20 protein-coding genes and 2 pseudogenes are annotated in these 18,915 nt (G+C 49.8%); 15 read left to right on the top strand and 7 right to left on the bottom strand.

Annotated features, from left to right (window positions below; genetic code table 11):
• The first annotated feature begins 6 nt into the window (after positions 1 to 6).
• The 7 genes and pseudogenes from FEK46_RS02615 (at position 7) to fabY (ending at position 5,718) form a co-directional block, all read left to right on the top strand.
• Positions 7 to 987 (top strand): TIM barrel protein, encoded by a 981-nt coding sequence (locus FEK46_RS02615; protein WP_135495357.1) that lies wholly within the window; start codon positions 7 to 9, stop codon positions 985 to 987.
• Between the two features lie 101 nt (positions 988 to 1,088).
• Positions 1,089 to 2,354 carry an MFS transporter gene (locus FEK46_RS02610; RefSeq protein WP_135559161.1) on the top strand — a complete coding sequence of 422 codons (1,266 nt, stop codon included), beginning with the start codon at positions 1,089 to 1,091 and terminating at the stop codon, positions 2,352 to 2,354.
• A 103-nt stretch (positions 2,355 to 2,457) separates the two neighbouring features.
• Positions 2,458 to 2,692, top strand: a pseudogene (locus tag FEK46_RS02605) (aldose 1-epimerase); the annotation flags it as partial.
• A 140-nt stretch (positions 2,693 to 2,832) separates the two neighbouring features.
• Positions 2,833 to 3,432: a glucose-1-phosphatase gene (gene yihX, locus FEK46_RS02600; RefSeq protein ID WP_130209984.1), complete on the top strand. Its 600-nt coding sequence runs from the start codon at positions 2,833 to 2,835 to the stop codon at positions 3,430 to 3,432.
• Positions 3,426 to 4,298, top strand: a complete 873-nt coding sequence (locus FEK46_RS02595; RefSeq protein ID WP_130209986.1) for a virulence factor BrkB family protein — start codon at positions 3,426 to 3,428, stop codon at positions 4,296 to 4,298. The genes yihX and FEK46_RS02595 overlap by 7 nt, the downstream gene beginning before the upstream one ends.
• A complete protein-coding gene (gene dtd, locus FEK46_RS02590; protein ID WP_000560983.1) occupies positions 4,295 to 4,732 on the top strand; it encodes a D-aminoacyl-tRNA deacylase in 438 nt (145 codons plus the stop codon). The genes FEK46_RS02595 and dtd overlap by 4 nt, the downstream gene beginning before the upstream one ends.
• Positions 4,733 to 4,776: 44 nt before the next feature.
• Positions 4,777 to 5,718 carry a fatty acid biosynthesis protein FabY gene (gene fabY / locus FEK46_RS02585; RefSeq protein WP_001297068.1) on the top strand — a complete coding sequence of 314 codons (942 nt, stop codon included), beginning with the start codon at positions 4,777 to 4,779 and terminating at the stop codon, positions 5,716 to 5,718.
• Between the two features lie 6 nt (positions 5,719 to 5,724).
• On the opposite strand, the gene FEK46_RS02580 is transcribed toward fabY, so the two are convergent.
• The 3 genes and pseudogenes from FEK46_RS02580 to FEK46_RS02570 form a co-directional block, all read right to left on the bottom strand.
• Entirely contained in the window at positions 5,725 to 6,180 is a 456-nt protein-coding gene (locus FEK46_RS02580) for a helix-turn-helix domain-containing protein (protein WP_130209988.1), read from the bottom strand.
• The gene (locus FEK46_RS02575) at positions 6,137 to 6,487 is read right to left on the bottom strand and encodes a type II toxin-antitoxin system HigB family toxin (RefSeq protein WP_130209990.1); all 351 of its coding nucleotides are present in this window, start codon (positions 6,485 to 6,487) and stop codon (positions 6,137 to 6,139) included. The genes FEK46_RS02580 and FEK46_RS02575 overlap by 44 nt, the downstream gene beginning before the upstream one ends.
• Before the next feature lie 94 nt (positions 6,488 to 6,581).
• Positions 6,582 to 7,489 (bottom strand): annotated as a pseudogene (locus FEK46_RS02570) (alpha/beta hydrolase).
• 280 nt (positions 7,490 to 7,769) lie between these two features.
• On the opposite strand from FEK46_RS02570, the gene nadS reads away from it, so the two are divergent.
• The 6 genes from nadS to FEK46_RS02535 all read left to right on the top strand — a co-directional run bounded on the left by nadS (position 7,770) and on the right by FEK46_RS02535 (position 10,179).
• The gene (gene nadS, locus FEK46_RS02565; RefSeq protein WP_135408300.1) at positions 7,770 to 8,060 is read left to right on the top strand and encodes a NadS family protein; all 291 of its coding nucleotides are present in this window, start codon (positions 7,770 to 7,772) and stop codon (positions 8,058 to 8,060) included.
• A gap of 84 nt (positions 8,061 to 8,144) precedes the next feature.
• Positions 8,145 to 8,357, top strand: coding sequence for a hypothetical protein (locus FEK46_RS02560; protein ID WP_135559162.1), 213 nt, complete (start codon positions 8,145 to 8,147; stop codon positions 8,355 to 8,357).
• A gap of 61 nt (positions 8,358 to 8,418) precedes the next feature.
• The gene (locus FEK46_RS02555; protein WP_135559163.1) at positions 8,419 to 8,697 is read left to right on the top strand and encodes a hypothetical protein; all 279 of its coding nucleotides are present in this window, start codon (positions 8,419 to 8,421) and stop codon (positions 8,695 to 8,697) included.
• 419 nt (positions 8,698 to 9,116) lie between these two features.
• The gene (locus FEK46_RS02545; protein ID WP_001314326.1) at positions 9,117 to 9,335 is read left to right on the top strand and encodes a CopG family transcriptional regulator; all 219 of its coding nucleotides are present in this window, start codon (positions 9,117 to 9,119) and stop codon (positions 9,333 to 9,335) included.
• Positions 9,336 to 9,562: 227 nt separating this feature from the next.
• Positions 9,563 to 9,805, top strand: coding sequence for a CopG family transcriptional regulator (locus FEK46_RS02540; protein WP_130216196.1), 243 nt, complete (start codon positions 9,563 to 9,565; stop codon positions 9,803 to 9,805).
• Entirely contained in the window at positions 9,805 to 10,179 is a 375-nt protein-coding gene (locus FEK46_RS02535) for a type II toxin-antitoxin system VapC family toxin (RefSeq protein ID WP_001129490.1), read from the top strand. Before FEK46_RS02540 ends, FEK46_RS02535 begins: the two co-directional genes overlap by 1 nt.
• A gap of 36 nt (positions 10,180 to 10,215) precedes the next feature.
• Here the strand turns inward: FEK46_RS02535 and fdhE are convergent, their stop codons facing one another.
• Genes fdhE through fdnG form a run of 4 tightly spaced genes read right to left on the bottom strand, consistent with a single transcriptional unit; the run spans position 10,216 to position 15,739 of the window.
• Positions 10,216 to 11,145 carry a formate dehydrogenase accessory protein FdhE gene (gene fdhE / locus FEK46_RS02530; RefSeq protein WP_000027708.1) on the bottom strand — a complete coding sequence of 310 codons (930 nt, stop codon included), beginning with the start codon at positions 11,143 to 11,145 and terminating at the stop codon, positions 10,216 to 10,218.
• Positions 11,142 to 11,777, bottom strand: a complete 636-nt coding sequence (gene fdoI, locus FEK46_RS02525; protein ID WP_130209996.1) for a formate dehydrogenase cytochrome b556 subunit — start codon at positions 11,775 to 11,777, stop codon at positions 11,142 to 11,144. Before fdoI ends, fdhE begins: the two co-directional genes overlap by 4 nt.
• Complete coding sequence (gene fdoH / locus FEK46_RS02520; RefSeq protein ID WP_000331381.1) at positions 11,774 to 12,676, bottom strand: formate dehydrogenase O subunit beta; 903 nt, start codon at positions 12,674 to 12,676, stop codon at positions 11,774 to 11,776. Before fdoH ends, fdoI begins: the two co-directional genes overlap by 4 nt.
• Before the next feature lie 12 nt (positions 12,677 to 12,688).
• Positions 12,689 to 15,739 carry a formate dehydrogenase-N subunit alpha gene (gene fdnG / locus FEK46_RS02515; RefSeq protein WP_130209998.1) on the bottom strand — a complete coding sequence of 1,017 codons (3,051 nt, stop codon included), beginning with the start codon at positions 15,737 to 15,739 and terminating at the stop codon, positions 12,689 to 12,691.
• 193 nt (positions 15,740 to 15,932) lie between these two features.
• Here fdnG and fdhD point away from each other — a divergent pair, with 193 nt between their 5' ends.
• Both fdhD and FEK46_RS02505 read left to right on the top strand, forming a co-directional pair.
• Entirely contained in the window at positions 15,933 to 16,769 is an 837-nt protein-coding gene (fdhD, locus tag FEK46_RS02510) for a formate dehydrogenase accessory sulfurtransferase FdhD (RefSeq protein WP_135559164.1), read from the top strand.
• 310 nt (positions 16,770 to 17,079) lie between these two features.
• On the top strand, positions 17,080 to 18,915 hold the full coding sequence (locus tag FEK46_RS02505) for an ATP-binding protein (protein ID WP_135559165.1): 1,836 nt from the start codon (positions 17,080 to 17,082) through the stop codon (positions 18,913 to 18,915).

Here is an 18,915-nt window from a genome sequence, read left to right as displayed (position 1 = left end):
TGTTTTATGGTGACAATAAATAACGCAAGAAAGATTCTACAACGTGTCGACACTCTTCCTCTTTATTTACATGCCTATGCCTTTCATTTAAATATGCGGCTGGAAAGAGTGTTGCCTGCTGATTTACTTGATATCGCGAGTGAAAATAATCTGCGGGGCGTCAAAATTCATGTTCTGGATGGCGAGCGTTTTTCTCTTGGCAATATGGACGATAAAGAACTCTCTGCCTTTGGTGATAAAGCCCGCCGTCTGAACCTTGATATTCATATTGAAACTAGCGCCTCAGATAAGGCATCTATTGACGAAGCCGTCGCCATCGCGTTGAAAACTGGGGCATCGTCCGTACGTTTTTATCCACGTTATGAAGGTAATTTGCGCGACGTATTATCGATCATCGCTAACGACATTGCCTATGTACGGGAAACGTATCAGGACAGCGGCCTGACTTTTACGATCGAGCAGCATGAAGATTTAAAAAGCCATGAGCTGGTGTCGCTGGTCAAAGAAAGTGAGATGGAATCTCTTTCCTTACTGTTTGATTTTGCGAACATGATCAATGCAAATGAGCATCCCATGGACGCTTTAAAAACGATGGCGCCGCATATTACCCAGGTGCATATCAAAGATGCATTGATTGTTAAAGAACAGGGTGGTCTGGGCCATAAAGCCTGTATTTCAGGTCAGGGAGATATGCCATTCAAAGCGTTATTAACGCACCTTATCTGCCTGGGCGATGATGAGCCGCAGGTGACGGCATATGGCCTGGAAGAAGAGGTTGATTATTATGCTCCGGCGTTCCGCTTTGAAGACGAAGATGATAATCCGTGGATCCCTTATCGCCAGATGAGTGAAACACCACTACCAGAAAATCATTTACTGGATGCGCGGTTACGTAAAGAAAAAGAAGATGCAATTAATCAGATAAATCATGTGCGTAACGTACTACAACAAATCAAACAAGAGGCAAGCCATCTTCTGAACCACTAATAAGTTTTAACCCATACGCAGTTAATAAAACCATTCCATAAGAATGGTCGATATCTTATTGCCTTTAAAACAGTGATTTTAAAAATCGCTTAGGGGATGTTATGCTCACGAAAAAGAAATGGGCGTTATTTAGTCTATTAACACTGTGTGGCGGTACAATTTATAAATTACCGTCGCTGAAAGATGCGTTTTATATCCCGATGCAGGAATATTTCCATTTGACTAATGGTCAAATTGGTAATGCTATGTCGGTAAACTCATTTGTCACCACAGTGGGCTTTTTTCTGTCTATTTATTTTGCCGATAAACTACCGCGCAGATACACCATGTCATTCTCCCTCATTGCGACGGGATTACTGGGTGTTTATTTGACGACAATGCCAGGTTATTGGGGCATCCTCTTTGTCTGGGCGCTATTTGGCGTTACCTGCGACATGATGAACTGGCCTGTCTTGCTCAAGTCGGTAAGTCGATTGGGCAATAGCGAACAACAAGGTCGTTTGTTTGGCTTCTTCGAAACAGGGCGTGGCATTGTTGATACCGTGGTGGCATTTTCTGCGTTGGCAGTATTTACCTGGTTTGGCAGTGGCTTGTTGGGCTTTAAAGCGGGTATCTGGTTCTATTCCCTTATTGTGATTGCCGTGGGCATTATCATTTTCTTTGTACTGAATGACAAAGAAGAGGCACCGTCCGTGGAGGTGAAAAAAGAAGACGAAGCATCGCAAAACACCAGTATGACCTCGGTGCTGAAAGACAAAACCATTTGGCTTATCGCTTTCAACGTCTTCTTCGTATACGCGGTTTACTGTGGCCTGACATTCTTCATTCCATTCCTGAAAAACATCTATCTACTGCCCGTTGCACTGGTGGGGGCTTACGGCATCATTAACCAATACTGTCTGAAAATGATCGGTGGACCGATTGGTGGCATGATTTCAGATAAGATCCTGAAATCACCGAGTAAATATCTATGCTACACCTTTATCATCAGTACCGCTGCGCTCGTACTGTTGATTATGCTGCCGCACGAAAGCATGCCGGTCTATTTAGGGATGGCCTGTACGCTGGGCTTTGGCGCGATTGTCTTTACGCAGCGCGCCGTATTCTTTGCACCTATCGGCGAAGCAAAAATTGCTGAAAATAAAACAGGCGCGGCGATGGCGTTGGGTAGCTTTATCGGTTACGCCCCGGCGATGTTCTGCTTCAGTCTGTATGGCTACATTCTGGATTTAAATCCGGGGATTATTGGCTACAAAATCGTGTTTGGCATTATGGCCTGCTTCGCATTCTGTGGTGCGGTGGTTTCCGTAATGCTGGTTAAGCGTATTAGCCAACGTAAGAAAGAGATGCTGGCGGCTGAAGCTTGATTAATGGCCGGATGTGTTTAATCCGGCCATTGAAAACAATACCAGCCTTATCAACCGTAGCCCGTATCCAGCAAAACAAAATTTTTTGCACCAGACTGATTGAGCTGGCCCTTGGGACGACTGTTTTGTCTTTTATGACGGGGTGAAGGTTAAGTTACGGTGGCTTGGTTAACTCGCGATGACCATGACCTCTTCTGCAAACAGTCTGGTGGTATTTGATAAACAGCCTGATGCCACCTGTGTTAATCCACTTACCCAGGCAACTAACGCCGGAATTAGCGGCACCAGAAAAGCCGCTGGTCATCGAAACTCGTTGGCAATTTATGCCTGAATCTTAACCATTCATCTATTGCGAAAAAGCCAGTGAAATTACTCTGCTTTTTCGCAATCAGCATCACAAGATTACCCTTATTGTCACATAGCCAAACCCATCCTTTCCCGCTACAGTTAATTTCTTGTGGCGAGAAAGGAGGCAAAAATGCTCTATATCTTTGATTTAGGTAATGTGATTGTCGATATCGACTTTAACCGTGTGCTGGGAACCTGGAGCGATTTAACGCGTATTCCGCTGGCATCGCTTAAGAAGAGTTTTCATATGGGGGAGGCGTTTCATCAGCATGAGCGCGGGGAAATTAGCGACGAAGCGTTCGCAGAGGCGATGTGCCATGAGATGGCTCTACCGCTAAGCTACGAGCAGTTCTCTCACGGCTGGCAGGCGGTGTTTGTCGCGCTGCGCCCGGAAGTGATCGCCATCATGCATAAACTGCGTGAGCAGGGGCATCGCGTGGTGGTGCTTTCCAATACCAACCGCCTGCATACCACCTTCTGGCCGGAGGAATACCCGGAAATCCGTGATGCTGCTGACCATATCTATCTTTCGCAAGATCTGGGCATGCGCAAACCTGAAGCACGAATTTACCAGCATGTTTTACAGGTGGAAGGTTTTTCACCCAGCGATACAGTCTTTTTCGACGATAACGCCGATAATATAGAAGGAGCAAATCAGCTAGGCATTACCAGTATTCTGGTGAAAGATAAAACCACCATCCCGGACTATTTCGCGAAGGTGTTATGCTAAAAACCATCCATGAAAAAGCCAGGTATCGTACCCGTCCGCTATGGGCCTGGCTGAAACTACTCTGGCAACGCATTAATGAGGACAACATGACCACCCTGGCAGGTAATCTTGCCTATGTGTCGTTGCTCTCATTAGTGCCGCTGGTTGCCGTTGTTTTTGCGCTTTTCGCCGCTTTTCCCATGTTTTCCGACGTCAGCATTCAGTTGCGTCACTTTATTTTTGCCAACTTTCTGCCTGCCACTGGCGACGTTATCCAGCAATATATTGAACAGTTTGTTGCCAATTCCAACAAGATGACCGCCGTCGGGGCATGCGGCCTGATCGTCACGGCGTTATTGTTGATGTATTCCATTGATAGCGCATTGAATGCCATCTGGCGAAGTAAACGGGTACGGCCAAAAATTTACTCTTTTGCTGTGTACTGGATGATCCTGACGTTAGGGCCGCTGCTGGCAGGGGCCAGTCTGGCGATCAGTTCCTATCTGCTCTCCCTGCGCTGGGCGAGCGATCTCAATACTGTCATCGACAATGTGCTGCGTATTTTTCCGCTGCTGTTGTCGTGGATCTCCTTTTGGTTGCTTTACAGCATCGTTCCCACCATCCGCGTACCGAATCGCGACGCGATTGTCGGCGCGTTTGTCGCCGCACTCCTGTTCGAAGCAGGAAAGAAAGGTTTCGCGCTTTATATCACCATGTTCCCGTCATATCAGCTCATTTACGGCGTGCTGGCGGTGATCCCCATTCTCTTTGTCTGGGTCTACTGGACATGGTGTATCGTCTTGCTTGGCGCGGAAATTACTGTCACTCTCGGGGAATACCGCAAACTAAAACAAGCAGCTGAACAAGAAGAAGACGACGAACCATGATTGCATTAATTCAACGCGTAACCCGTGCCAGCGTCACCGTGGAGGGAGAAGTGACGGGCGAAATTGGCGCGGGACTTTTGGTGTTATTGGGTGTCGAAAAGGATGACGACGAACAGAAAGCAAACCGTCTGTGCGAGCGTGTGCTCGGCTATCGCATTTTTAGCGATGCCGAAGGCAAGATGAATCTCAACGTGCAACAGGCGGGCGGCAGTGTGCTGGTAGTTTCCCAGTTTACCCTTGCCGCAGATACCGAACGAGGGATGCGCCCAAGCTTCTCCAAAGGCGCATCACCGGATCGCGCAGAGGCGTTATATGACTATTTCGTCGAACGCTGCCGTCAGCAGGAGATGAACACGCAAACAGGACGCTTCGCTGCGGATATGCAGGTATCGCTGGTCAATGATGGTCCCGTGACATTCTGGTTGCAGGTATGAGCCAGCTTCCAGGGGTGTCACGGGAAACAAGAGAGAGTATCGCTATGTATCACCTTCGGGTTCCACAAACAGAAGAAGAATTAGAGCGCTACTATCAGTTCCGCTGGGAGATGTTGCGTAAACCCCTGCATCAACCAAAAGGTTCGGAACGCGACGCGTGGGATGCGATGGCGCATCACCAGATGGTCGTCGACGAGCAGGGTAATCTGGTGGCAGTAGGGCGGCTGTATATTAATGCCGATAACGAAGCGTCCATTCGCTTTATGGCCGTTCATCCTGACGTGCAGGACAAAGGGCTGGGAACGCTGATGGCGATGACACTGGAGTCTGTAGCGCGCCAGGAAGGCGTTAAGCGCGTGACCTGTAGCGCCCGTGAAGACGCGGTAGAGTTTTTTGCCAAGCTGGGGTTTGTTAATCAGGGAGAAATCACCACGCCAACCACCACGCCAATCCGCCATTTTTTGATGATTAAACCCGTCGCCACTCTGGATGACATTCTGCATCGCGGCGACTGGTGCGCGCAGTTGCAACAAGCGTGGTACGAACATATCCCGCTGAGTGAAAAAATGGGCGTGCGCATTCAGCAATATACCGGGCAAAAATTTATCACCACCATGCCGGAAACCGGCAATCAGAATCCGCACCACACGCTGTTTGCCGGGAGTTTATTCTCGCTGGCTACGCTCACCGGTTGGGGGCTTATCTGGTTGATGCTGCGCGAACGCCATCTCGGCGGAACGATTATTCTTGCCGATGCGCATATCCGCTACAGCAAGCCGATTAGCGGCAAACCCCACGCGGTAGCCGACCTTGGTGCGTTAAGCGGCGATCTTGACCGTCTGGCGCGCGGACGAAAAGCGCGCGTGCAGATGCAGGTCGAAATCTTTGGCGATGAGACGCCGGGTGCAGTGTTTGAAGGCACGTATATCGTTCTGCCCGCGAAGCCATTTGGCCCGTATGAAGAGGGCGGGAACGAAGAAGAGTAGGGCGTTTTAATTATCAATAAACGCTTCAGCCGGGAGATTAAAACGCTCGCTTAACGCCTTGATATGACGAACGGTGAGCGCCCGGCGACCATTAAGAATATTACTCACATTGGATTTAGAGCCAAGTTCTTGTGCCAAATCAGCCGCCTTAAGCCCATGTTGATCCATGAGGATCCGTAACAGACTTACGCCGCGTGGGGTCGATGCTAACCGCTGATTGAAATGCTGAAATTCCGGAGCGTTATTTTCATATTTGCGGATCCGCGCGCTGAGCAATTCAAATAAAGGGTTTTCCAGATCGTCACGATCGACTAAAAACTCGATCAGTTTCAGCGCATTATGGTATTCCTCTTGATCTGCTTTAGGGCCACATAATGGGATGCCTTTTACTGCGTGGGCGAAGGTACTGACGAGCGTTTCAAAATTGGCCGAGTCTTCTGCTGGTGTGTGATGTGTTCTCATTTTTATGGCTCCGATACCAGGTGGTGAGTCGGTCGTATTCATTGTGGGTAACAATATGTTTGACAAAACATTTTTGGAGCCTGAAATCTATATAGGCTATAAGTCGTAAATGATTGCCTGCAATATTAATCACCCACCATTTATCTCTGTACTTAAAGTTATCCAGAGAGGAAATATATCTTTTCATCTCACCCGGATCGCTAAACGTTGTTTTTTCAAGAAGATTTAATAAATCAATAAGGGCATCTTCATAAAGTGGAAAACGTTTTATCGCCTCGTTAAAAGGCTTGTGGCTGATAACATGCATGGTGTAATTCCATTACGAGTTTTCAACCTGAAAACACTGTAAGGCAGACCTGTGATGTTTTCAAGTTGAAAATAATTTTTATCTGAATCCGGAGCTACCTTCCCGCTCTCCAGGCCACATCCCGTAGCGCCGTACGCGCGGCCTCGCTGATACCACCTAACTGAAAAATCCGTGGATAACGCCAGGGTAGCGTTGGCAGGTACATTGCACTCCTTGCTCGGTCATGTGGTGATACAACGCTTCGCCTTCATCACAAAGCGGATCATATTCTGCGGTAATGATATGAACAGTCGGCAAGCCATTAAAATCATCGCGCCATAGAGGACTGGCTTCAGGATGCTTGCGATCAATATCTGGCAGGTACATCTCAAAGCCGCTCAGTAGAGTATCGCGTGTAATGATGTAATCGTGACCATTGCGTATGTAGCTTTCGAAATGCGCAGTCGCATCAAGCATGGGATAAATTAAGATGAGTTGTGCTGGTTGCCACTCGCCAGCACGCTTTAATCGCAAAGCAGTTACCAGCGCCAGATGTCCGCCCGCACTGTCACCGGCAAGAGTTATCCGTTGTTTATCAACGCCGAGTCGTTCGGCGTGTTGCCAGACTAATTCTGCACCTCGTTGCGCATCATCATGGGCGGCGGGGAAAGTATGTTCCGGTGCCAGCCGATACTGGACGGCAATAACACGACATTGCCCGTAATAGGCTAACTGGCGCAGCTGGTTGTCGTGAGTTGCGAACCCGCCGCTAACAAAACAGCCACCGTAGTAATAAATTATCGTCGGGAGTAATGTCGGGGCATTCAGCGGTGACACTATTCGTAAGGTCATCCCTTCAAGTTCGATAGTCTGAATATCTACCCGCGTTTCTGTCTCACCCGCAAGGACAGCGCTGGCGATATAGCCCTCCCTGCGCTGCGCAATACTTTGTTGACGCGATGAGGGGCGACCCGCAGCGATAAATTCTTCGACTAACTCTGCAATTCCTTTTTCCAGTGTCATAGTAGAACTCATTTTGCTGTATGAATGTACAGTTTTATACACCCGTTTTTGCTGGATGGATACAGGGAAATTCACGGGCGTGAAAAATCTGGAAAGCGTCTCGCAAATGTAAAGACAAACCCGGCAGAGACATGGTTTTGCTGGAGCACTATCAGTAAGCTAGTGGTTTCAAGGGTACGTCAATGACGTACAAAAATGATTGTTAGTCTAAGCCAATGGCGTATAGTTTTGCTTTAACAAAAAGGCAGTAAAGATCTCAAAAATTAATCGTTGGTGGTAAATGGATAAGGCACTTTTTGAGCGGTTGACTCACAGCATGACCCAGATGAATGAAATTATTGAAGGAACGCGACAGCCTTCACGGACTTTTGAAATTGATGCTATGAAAATCAAAGAAATACGCCGCGCTTCAGGGTTGTCACAATCTAAATTTGCCGATCTTATTTCCGTAAGCGTAGACACGTTGCGTAACTGGGAGCAGGGGCGGCGTTCACCGACCGGGCCTGCAAAGGCTTTGCTGCGAGCGATTGCCAATGATCCGCAACATGTGCTGCAAGCACTTAACCGTTAGAGGCATGGTTATGCCATACAGAAAGCACCAGCATTCAGAACTCCTATGAAAGCGGCATAGTGCCGCCTGCTCAGGAGTTTTGCTATGACCCGTAATCGTGCTGAACGTCGCCATCATATGGCGCGATTAAAAAAAATCCGCCGTCGTTATCGCACAGCAGGCGATGGAAGCAAAAAAGCATCAGGTGTTTGCTTTCGTACTCCCTGTATTTGTTCTTGTTGGATGTGTGGGCATCGACGCTATCATAATGGTCCCCGCATATCGGAAATTCGTGCAAAAGCACGCTATGCGAATTAAGGGAAAATGATGAACTATTTTAAGGAAGCACATTTTTAGAACTCTCAACAGGAGACTAAAAATGTCCACCTTTAATACGCGTAAAGATAGGGATCGTAATGGTAAAGCGAAGCCGCATAAGCATTCAGGGATCCCAACACTGACAGGTAAATGGCGTCCCCCTTCAATGGGTTGTTGGGTAAACTACAGTACACCGGGCGATCATGAATGGAAGCGACTCTATACCACGCTTCGCCGTCGCGCAGATGATCGACGCCAATGTTATCGGGTAATGCAGGGGGATGATCCGGAAGGAATCGTCTGGTTCCCGGACTGTTATCCACAAATTTACTACTACTAACAATTAAAGACCGGTTGGTGGCAGCACTGACCGGTCAGTTATGGATGGTAGATTTCACCTTAAACCTAGTGCGGTAAAGATGCTGACTTTTTTCAGGTGCACCATCCTGATGAAGCAAATGAAGACCCAATCAAAAAAAGATTCTTGAATATAAAACATTTATAGCACCCATAATTCATCCTTATTATTTGTTGTTGCTTTTCTGTAGATATTCCCCCGCTTAATTAAAAGTAATAAACCATCCTTGGCTATAACTAAACCATTTTTGATTAACAATTGAAATAACTGCAACTATTACATTATCTTTGGAAAGCGCCTCGCAAAAACAAAACAATATGAAAAAATCCGCTTTCGTTAATTAACTTTCCGGCGTAATTTTCGCACATACATTAATGAGTAATATATGTAAGGTGGTGGCAATGGCGATGAATACGGTTTTTCTTCATTTATCAGAAGAGGCAATTAAACGGCTGAATAAACTCAGGGGCTGGCGTAAGGTTTCACGATCTGCAATTTTACGCGAAGCGGTAGAGCAATATCTGGAGCGGCAGCAATTCCCGGTGCGTAAAGCAAAAGGCGGCAGGCAAAGGGACGAGGCAGTTGGTGTTGAAGAACTATGTAAGCAGCATAAGGAATGACAAAAAGATTTTTTCATTCTTGAATATAAAAACAAAAAGCCAGATGCTCTTATTCTGGCATTAACACAAGGCTGTTTTACCTGAACTTATAATAACTGCAACTGTTACATCATATCTGGAAAACGCCTCGCAAAAATAAAAAGTGATGCGTAAATGGGCTTTCTTTAAAGGTTTTGCAAGAGTATTTTGCTCATCATGCATTCAAAAATGATATACTGGAGGTATATATGAGCGCTATGGCAGGTATGGATATGGGCAGAATTTTACTCGATTTATCCGATGAGGTGATTAAGCGACTTGATGATCTCAAAGTGCAGCGCAATCTTCCTCGCGCAGAGCTGTTACGAGAAGCGGTAGATCAATATCTGGAAAATCAATCGAAAACGACAATATCCAGTGCTCTTGGTATCTGGCAAGGGTGTGATGAAGATGGTGTCGAATATCAGCGTAAGCTGCGCGAGGAATGGTAATGGCAAAAAGAACTGCGCTTTTTGATACCAATATCCTTATCGATTTGTTCAGCGGACGAATTGAGGCAAAACAGGCACTGGAGGCATGGCCCCTACAGAATGCGATTAGTCTGGTCACCTGGATGGAGGTGCTAGTTGGCGCTAAAAAATATGATCAAGAACATCGCACACGGATTGCAATGAGTGCGTTTAACGTTATTGGGATTTCGCAGGATATCGCGGAACGAAGCGTTGCTTTAAGGCAGGAGTATAGAATGAAACTTCCAGATGCCATAATTCTGGCAACAGCACAGATTTATGGCTTTGAACTAGTAACGCGAAATACGAGAGATTTTGCGGGAATAGCAGGTGTCGTCACACCCTATGAGCTGTAATCCGGGCGACCTGCGCCACCCGGAAAACGTCAGAGATTACTCCCCTTCACCCGGAAACAGGAACGGGTTAATGGAACTGCGGGCGTAGCCTTCTTGCTCCATTCGCGCGTCCAGTACCAGAGAGGCGAGGTCATCTGCCACGGCTTCAACTTTCGGCTCTTTTTCCTGATAAAGAATCTTCAGGTAAGTGCCGCAGTCATCGCAGCTTTCGGCTTTAATCGCGGCCTGTTCGTCATCCAGCGACCAGTAGTGCAGTTTGCCGCTCTGCTCGCAGTTGCTGCATTTTACGCGCACCACGTGCCATTCGGTTTCACACAGGTTGCAGTGCAGGTAACGCAGCCCCTGAGTGGTGCCAATTTGCACCATGCTGGACACCGGCATAGAACCACAAACCGGGCAATATTGACGCTGTTCGCCGTATTCAGCGCGGGCTTTGCCGGGGATCAGATTGGCCATCTGCGCCCAGTAGAGCGACAGTGCAGCCCAGATAAACGGCGCTTTATCGCTGCTGACGGAAGAGAAATCAGAGGCAAACAGTGCGCTGGCCATATCTTCCAGCTCCTGGGTCGATGCCTTCTCCAGATTCTCAATCACCGCCAGCGCCGGGCCGCTCATTTCAGGTTTCAGTTCAGCAATCAGCGCCATCAGCAGTTTTTGCCAGTGCTTATCACGCGGCAGAACGTGAATATCCAGCGGTGGCTTGCCCTGTGCGCTGGCTTCTTTAATGCGCGCGGTCAGATCCATCTCCAGCGGATGGTCGTACAGCACCACTTCCTGGGCGTGGGCGATAAGCGCAGCAAAGCGCAGGTAATCACCCAGCGGATTATTTTCTGCCAGCTCGCGCAGACGCTCGGCGCGGCGGTTGTATAAATTTTTGAGCCGAGGGAACAATAACGGCGGAATCATATCCGCCGTACGTTTCTCGCTCGAACCCAGCTCATCTTGCGGGATTATGCGAATACTCATTCAGCTTTCTTTTCCGTTGTCTTGCGGACCTCACGGTACCAGCGCGGGTGATGTTTCTTCGCCCAGGCGCTGGTAACCCATCCTTCCACCATGGCGGTAATCGTGCCTTTCACCCAAAGGGCGGCGTAGATATGCACCATGATAACCACAATTAACGCCACTGCGGCAAATGAATGCAGCATTAACGCGAATCGGATCACCGGGATTGAGAAAGCAGGCGCAAAATAAGGACGCCAGATAATCACGCCGCTCACCAGCAGCAGGACCAGGAAAATAATCGCCGCCCAGAAAACGCATTTCTGACCGAAGTTATAACGCCCGGTGTCACCTACTTCCTCGTTGACGACGATCTTACGAATATTCTTCGCCCAAAAGATATCATCCCGATTGATTAGGTTGTGATGCCAGTAACGGAAAAACATGATGATGAACGAGGCAAACATAACCACGCCGACAAACGGGTGCAGAATGCGCGCCAGCTGCGGTGTGCCCATGATTTGCATCAACCAGTTGAAGGAGGGGAAGAAAAACCCCAGCCCGCTCACCGCCGCCAGGATGAAACAGAAGGCGGTGACCCAGTGGTTAATACGTTCCGGCGCGGTGTAGCGCACGATGGTGTCACGTCGTTTCATTTGCGCTCCTCGTCTTTCTCTTCGTGCAGATTGTTCTCTTCCTCATCCGCACGGTTCGGACCGACACCCACGTAGTGGAAGATACTGGCCGCAAAGGTAGCCGCAAAGCCAACAGCCGCGAGCGGTTTCCAGATGCCTTTCCAGAATTTCACGGTTTGGCTGATTTCCGGGTTCTCCGGCAAGCCATGATACAGATTCGGCTTGTCAGCATGGTGCAGCACGTACATGACGTGTGTACCACCAACGCCAGCCGGATCATACAGACCCGCATTGTCGTAACCACGGGTTTTCAGCTCAGCCACGCGCTCGCTCGCCAGCGTTTTCATCGACTCTTTCGTACCGAAGTGAATCGCACCCGTCGGGCAGGTTTTCACGCAGGCCGGCTCTTGCCCAACCACCACGCGGTCAACGCACAGCGTACATTTGTAGACGCGGTTGTCTTCCGGGTTGAGGCGCGGAATATCGAACGGGCAGCCCGCAATGCAATAACCGCAGCCAATGCACTGCTCGGACTGGAAGTCGACGATACCGTTGGCATACTGAATAATTGCCCCTTCCGCCGGGCACGCTTTCAGGCAGCCTGGATCGGAACAGTGCATACAGCCGTCTTTGCGGATCAGCCATTCCAGTTTGTCGTTCTGCTCCACTTCCGAGAAGCGCATTACCGTCCACGATTTGGCGCTTAAATCATTGGGGTTGTCGTACACCCCAATGTTATTGCCGACGGTATCGCGAATGTCGTTCCACTCTGAACACGCCACCTGACAGGCTTTACAGCCGATGCAGGTGGTGACGTCGATGAGTTTCGCCACTTCTTCCTGGAAGTCCCGCGCCTGAGGCGCGGGGGTCAGACCGTTAGTCGCGGAGCGACGAATAATGTCTTGCGATTGATAAGCCATATGTCGTCTCCGTTATACCTTTTCCACATTCACAAGGAAGGACTTAAACTCCGGCGTCTGCGTGTTCGCATCACCAACGAATGGCGTTAACGTATTGGCAATAAAGCCTTTTTTTGCAACGCCTTCATAGCCCCAGTGAATTGGAATACCGATGGTATCGATATCTTTGCCGTTCGCTTTCAGCGTGCGAATACGTTTGGTCACCACCGCTTTGGCTTTGATATAGCCACGGTTGGAGGAGACTTTCACGGTATCGCCCTGGGCAATGCCAAGTTTATTCGCCAGCGACTCACCGATTTCCACAAACTGCTCTGGCTGCAAAATCGCGTTCAACAGCGCGTGTTTGGTCCAGTAGTGGAAGTGCTCGGTCAGACGATAGGTGGTTCCGACATATGGGAACTTATCGGCTTTACCCAGAGCTTCGGCGTCGTCTTTAAAGATACGCGCAGCCGGGTTCGAGATAACGTTTGGATGCAGTGGGTTAGTTCCCAGCGGCGTTTCAAACGGCTCGTAGTGTTCCGGGAACGGACCTTCCGCCATCTTATCGAGGGCAAACAGACGTCCCATGCCTTCCTGCTGCATGATAAACGGCCCGACGCCACTGCCCGGAGGCGCTGCGCTGTAGTCCGGAATATCCCAGCCGGTCCACTTAGTGCCGTCCCATTTCAGCAACTGACGCTTCGGATCCCACGGGTTACCCTGCGGGTCTGCGGAGGCGCGGTTATACAGAATGCGGCGGTTAAGCGGCCATGCCCATGCCCAGCCCAGCGTGTTACCGAGGCCAGACGGATCGGCGTTATCACGACGCGCCATCTGGTTGCCTTCTGGCGTCCAGCTACCGGCGAAAATCCAGCAGCCACAGGAGGTCGTACCGTCATCGCGCAGTTGGGCGAACGAGCTAAGTTGTTGGCCTTTCTTGACGATAACCGCACCGGTTGCCGGATCGGTAATATCGGCCAGCGCCTTACCGTTACTCTCCATCGCCACTTCTTCTGAAGATGGCTCATGCGGAATGGCGTAGTTCCAGGTCATGTTCAGCACCTGGTCCGGGTTCGCGCCACCCTGTTCGGCATACATCTTGCGCAAGCGCAGGAAGATACCGGAGAGGATCTCGCCGTCAGTCAGCGCAATCCCCGGGGCGTCCGCACCTTTCCAGTGCCACTGCAACCAGCGACCGGAGTTAACGATTGAACCGTTCTCTTCCGCGAAGCAGGTCGATGGCAGACGGAACACTTCGGTCTGGATCTTCGACGAGTCAACTTCGTTCAGCTCACCGTGGTTCTGCCAGAAGTTGGAGGTTTCAGTATTCAGTGGGTCGATGGTCACGAGGAACTTCAGTTTCGACAGACAACCGATCACTTTGTTTTTGTTCGGGAATGAGGCAACCGGGTTAAAGCCCTGGCAGATATAGCCATTGACCTTGCCCTCTTTCATCATCTCGAAGTATTGCAGGACGTCGTAGCCTTTATCCCACTTCGGCAACCAGTCAAAGCCCCAGCTATTTTCCGCCGTCGCTTTATCACCAAAGAAGGCCTTCATCATGGAGACGAAGAATTTCGGGTAGTTGCTCCAGTAGTTAACCTGTCCTTCCAGCAGCGGTTTCGGCGTGCTGGCGGCGAGGTAGGTTTGCAGATCGGTCTGCTTCTCGCTTGGCAGCGTCATGTAACCTGGCAGGCTCTGCGACAGCAGCCCCAGGTCCGTCAGCCCCTGAATGTTGGAGTGACCGCGCAGGGCGTTAACGCCGCCGCCTGCCATGCCCATATTGCCGAGTAGCAGCTGGATCATCGCCATCGTACGAATGTTTTGCGCGCCAACGGAGTGTTGCGTCCAGCCGAGCGCGTAGAGGAACGAGGCAGTTTTATCGTGAGCACTGGTTTCGGCGATATATTCGCAGACTTTCAGGAATGCGTCTTTTGGCGTACCACAGATGTTTTCAACCACATCTGGCGTGTAGCGGGAAACGTGCTGTTTCAGCAAGTTCCACACGCAGCGCGGATGTTGCAGCGTGGTATCGCGTTTGGCGAAGCCGTTTTCGTCCAGTTCGTAGGTCCAGCTGGATTTATCGTACTTGCGTTTTTCCGCGTCGTAGCCGGTGAACAGGCCATCTTCAAAGCCGTAATCCTCACGCACGATCAGGCTGGCGTTGGTATAGGCTTCGGTATATTCGCGGTTGAATTTTTCATTGTTCAGTAGGTACAGCAATACGCCTGACAGGAAAGCAATGTCAGTACCGGAACGAATAGGGGCATAGTAGTCAGCTACCGCCGCCGTACGCGTAAAGCGAGGATCGATCACAATCAGCTTCGCGCCATTGTGAATTTTGGCTTCCATCGCCCAGCGGAACCCGACCGGGTGAGCTTCAGCGGCGTTACCGCCCATCACCACGACGAGGTTGGCGTTCTTGATGTCGACCCAGTGGTTGGTCATCGCACCGCGACCAAATGTTGGAGCAAGACTTGCTACCGTTGGTCCGTGTCAGACACGCGCCTGGTTGTCGACCGCGAGCATACCCAGCGCGCGGGAGAATTTTTGCGTTAAATAGCCGGTTTCGTTACTCGACGCGGAAGCACACAGCATCCCGGTGGAGAGCCAGCGGTTAACAGTCACGCCTTCGGCGTTTTGCGCAATGTAGTTAGCATCGCGGTCTTCTTTCATCAGTTTGGCGATGCGATCAAACGCCTCTTCCCAACTGATTTGCTGCCATTTATCAGAACCTGGCGCACGGTATTCCGGAAACTTCAGACGGCTTTCGGAGTGGATGAAATCCACCAGGCCAGCGCCTTTCGGACAAAGTGCACCGCGGTTGACCGGGTGATCCGGATCGCCTTCGATATGGAAGATAGATGCTTTGGCGTTTTTTGCTCCGTCACCGAGGCTGTACATCAACAGCCCACAGCCTACGGAACAATAGGTGCAGGTATTACGGGTTTCGCGGGTGCGCAGCAGTTTATACTGCCGGGTTTCCGCGAGTGCTACGCTGGGTGCAAAACCCAGTGCCGCTGCCGTGGTGCCTGCCATACCGCCAGCGCAGATCTTAAAGAACTGCCTTCTGCTGACCTGCATGGATTGCTCCTTGTTTCGACATTGTCACGTCCCATTTACATTCGCTTGCTGAGTGTGCAGGGAGTGGGAGTTATTTTTCTTTGCGGAAGGGGCCGCAAAGGTCCAGAATTGGCTCAATTTCCCTCCATCCAGGAAGGGTTTGTAACAGAATACCATAATCTTGGTGTGTGTGTTCTTATCTGGTTAAGAGAAAGTGAAAAAAACACAGCAAAAAGAAATCAAAAATGTGACAAATATCACAGGGGTGCGTCAAATTGAGTTATGGCGCCGTGATGATTTACAACACCCACGGTTAGACGAGGTGGCGGAAGAAGTTCCCGTTGCGTTGGTCTACAACGGCATTTCGCACGTGGTGATGATGGCGTCGCCCAAAGACCTTGAACTGTTTGCGCTCGGTTTTTCGCTTTCCGAAGGAATTATCGAAAGCCCACGCGATATCTTCGGCATGGATGTTGTTCCTTCCTGTAATGGTCTGGAAGTGCAAATCGAACTTTCCAGTCGCCGCTTTATGGGGTTGAAAGAGCGTCGTCGGGCGCTGGCGGGGCGCACGGGCTGTGGTGTATGCGGCGTGGAACAGCTTAACGACATCGGAAAACCGGTGCAGCCGCTGCCGTTCACCCAGACGTTTGATCTCAACAAACTGGATGATGCATTACGTCATCTCAATGATTTCCAGCCAGTGGGGCAACTGACCGGTTGTACCCACGCCGCCGCCTGGATGTTGCCATCTGGCGAACTGGCAGGCGGACATGAAGACGTGGGCCGCCATGTGGCGCTGGATAAACTGTTAGGCCGCCGGGCGCAAGAAGGTGAAAGCTGGCAGCAAGGTGCGGTGCTGGTTTCCAGCCGTGCCAGTTATGAAATGGTGCAAAAGTCGGCGATGTGCGGCGTAGAGATTTTGTTTGCGGTATCTGCCGCGACCACACTGGCCGTAGAAGTGGCTGAACGCTGTAATCTGACGCTGGTGGGCTTTTGTAAACCGGGTCGGGCAACGGTTTATACGCATCCGCAGCGTTTGATTCATAATTAAAGAAATACCGCAATTCTGATTCTGGATTGCGGTTTTATTTTTTTATTAAATAATCCTCAATATATTATTCACCATTTAAATAATAATTTCACCACAATAAATTATCTCGTTAATTCCGGTTCATATCGATATACTCCAGCCGCATTAATCCTTTAAGAATTAATCATTATTTATATAAGACATTTTGTTTTAATCATCGCGTCAATAAATAAATGTTTCTGATGAATGAATGCAAATAACAAACCTTGCACCGGTTGTAAAAACAGCAATGTATTTTCAATAGTGGGTGATGGATTATGAGTATTGAAAAATGAGTACATTACAGTTACCTGGCAGTTCATATTCTACTGAAGTTAATTTAAACGGCTTAATTGAGGTGCTCAGTAAGCATCTTTACTCCACACCCGTGGTTGCCGTGCGCGAGCTGGTGCAGAACGGCCATGATGCGATTGTGCGCCGCAGGATTGAGCAGCCCGATGCGCCAAAGGATAACCAAATTCGTGTGGTGGCTGACGTGGCGAAGTCCACCATCACCATTACCGATACCGGTGCGGGTCTGACAGAAAGCGAAATACACGGCTTCTTGGCGACAGTAGGGGTGGGTTATACCCGAATGTTGCGCCAGCAGGATGATAACACCGGTTTAATTGGTATGTTCGGCCTCGGTTTTTTGTCGGCCTTTGTACTGGCAAAAGAGGTCACGGTGTTGACCACATCCTGGCAAACGCCGGATCAGAGCTGGAAATACCACTCTACTGACGGGCAAAAATATACCGTTACGCCGCATCAGTCCTCGGAAACGGGTACGCAGGTGATTCTGACGCTCAAAGAAGAGTACAGCCATCTGGCGAGTAACAATTTGCTGAACCGCGTTCTTTCCCGCTACTGCATATTGCTGCACGAACCGGTCTATGTCGGCGATGCCAGCGAGCCGGTAAATAAACTTCAACCACCGTGGCGTGAAGTTGCTCCCGAAGGCGTAACCATGCACCGCGCGCTGGTACAGCGTAAAAATCTCGCCTTTGCCGCGCAGTTTGAATCCTCCTTCGAACCGATTTGCACCATTCCGGTTGTGCCAGCGGGAATGAGCGACGCGGTCGGGATTTTATGGATTCAGGATGGCGCAACCTACGGCACCAGCGATAACCGCAACCTGTCGTTGTTTTTGCGCGGCATGTTACTCGATGACGAAGCGCGTGAGTTGTTACCGCCCTGGGCCGGATTTATTGGCGGCGTGATTGAGTCATCGAAACTGACGCCGACGGCGAGCAGGGAAGATCTCCAGCGGGACGAAACCTGGGTCGCGGTGCAGGAGGCGTTAAAAGAGGCGCTGATCTCTGGTTTGTCCGATCTTGCACAAAACCAGCCAGAAATCTGGCGGCGTGTGTTAGCGCGCCATAACGAAGCGTTGCTGGGCGCGGCATTGTGTGATGACCGCCTGTTTGATTTGCTCAAAGATCGCTTGCAGGTGCCAACGTCAAAAGGCGCGCTGCTGGCGAAGGACTTACGCGTTAATAACAGCATTCATATTCTGTTAAGCCGCGACGGCGGTTTTGAAGAGATGTTGTTCCACATTCTGCAACGGCCTGTAGCCCGTGGCGATCGCTATGCGGTGGTGCCATTTTTACGCCGTTGGGCGCTGTTATATCACTGCCGGATTATCGAAGTCGGTACGCAAACAGGTAATGAGCAGTTGTTCAGCCTGGCAGAATTACCCGAAGAGCAGGTGGCTTATCTGGAAGAGCATCTCTGCGATGGCGAGCAATTAATTATCTCTCGCTTCGAACCAGCGGTTTTACCGCTCGTGGTCACGCCAGACCGGGAAGCAGAATTAAAACAAATTCTCGAACAGGATGACGCAGATAAACGCATCAGTACCGCAGCGTTAATGCTGGCGCGGCAATTTACCTCGCAAATCCAAAAAACGAAAACCTCAAGTCTGTATATCAATCTTAATAACCCCTGTGTCATGCAACTGGTGACGGCCTTACAACAGCATCAGCAGCCAGCGGCAGCATTACGGTTATTAAAATCGCTGAAAGTGATTTTGTGCTCCAGCGGTAATAAAGAACAGCAGTGGGATTTACACCAGGCACTGGAAGATTTTACTCAGGTTATTCCTGTCTTAATTAATCAAGGAAAATAA

It is taken from the genome of Escherichia sp. E4736 (assembly GCF_005781225.1).
Taxonomy (GTDB): domain Bacteria; phylum Pseudomonadota; class Gammaproteobacteria; order Enterobacterales; family Enterobacteriaceae; genus Escherichia.
The sequence above is the reverse complement of the archived record's forward strand: the minus strand, read 5'-3'. Positions and strand labels throughout refer to the sequence as shown.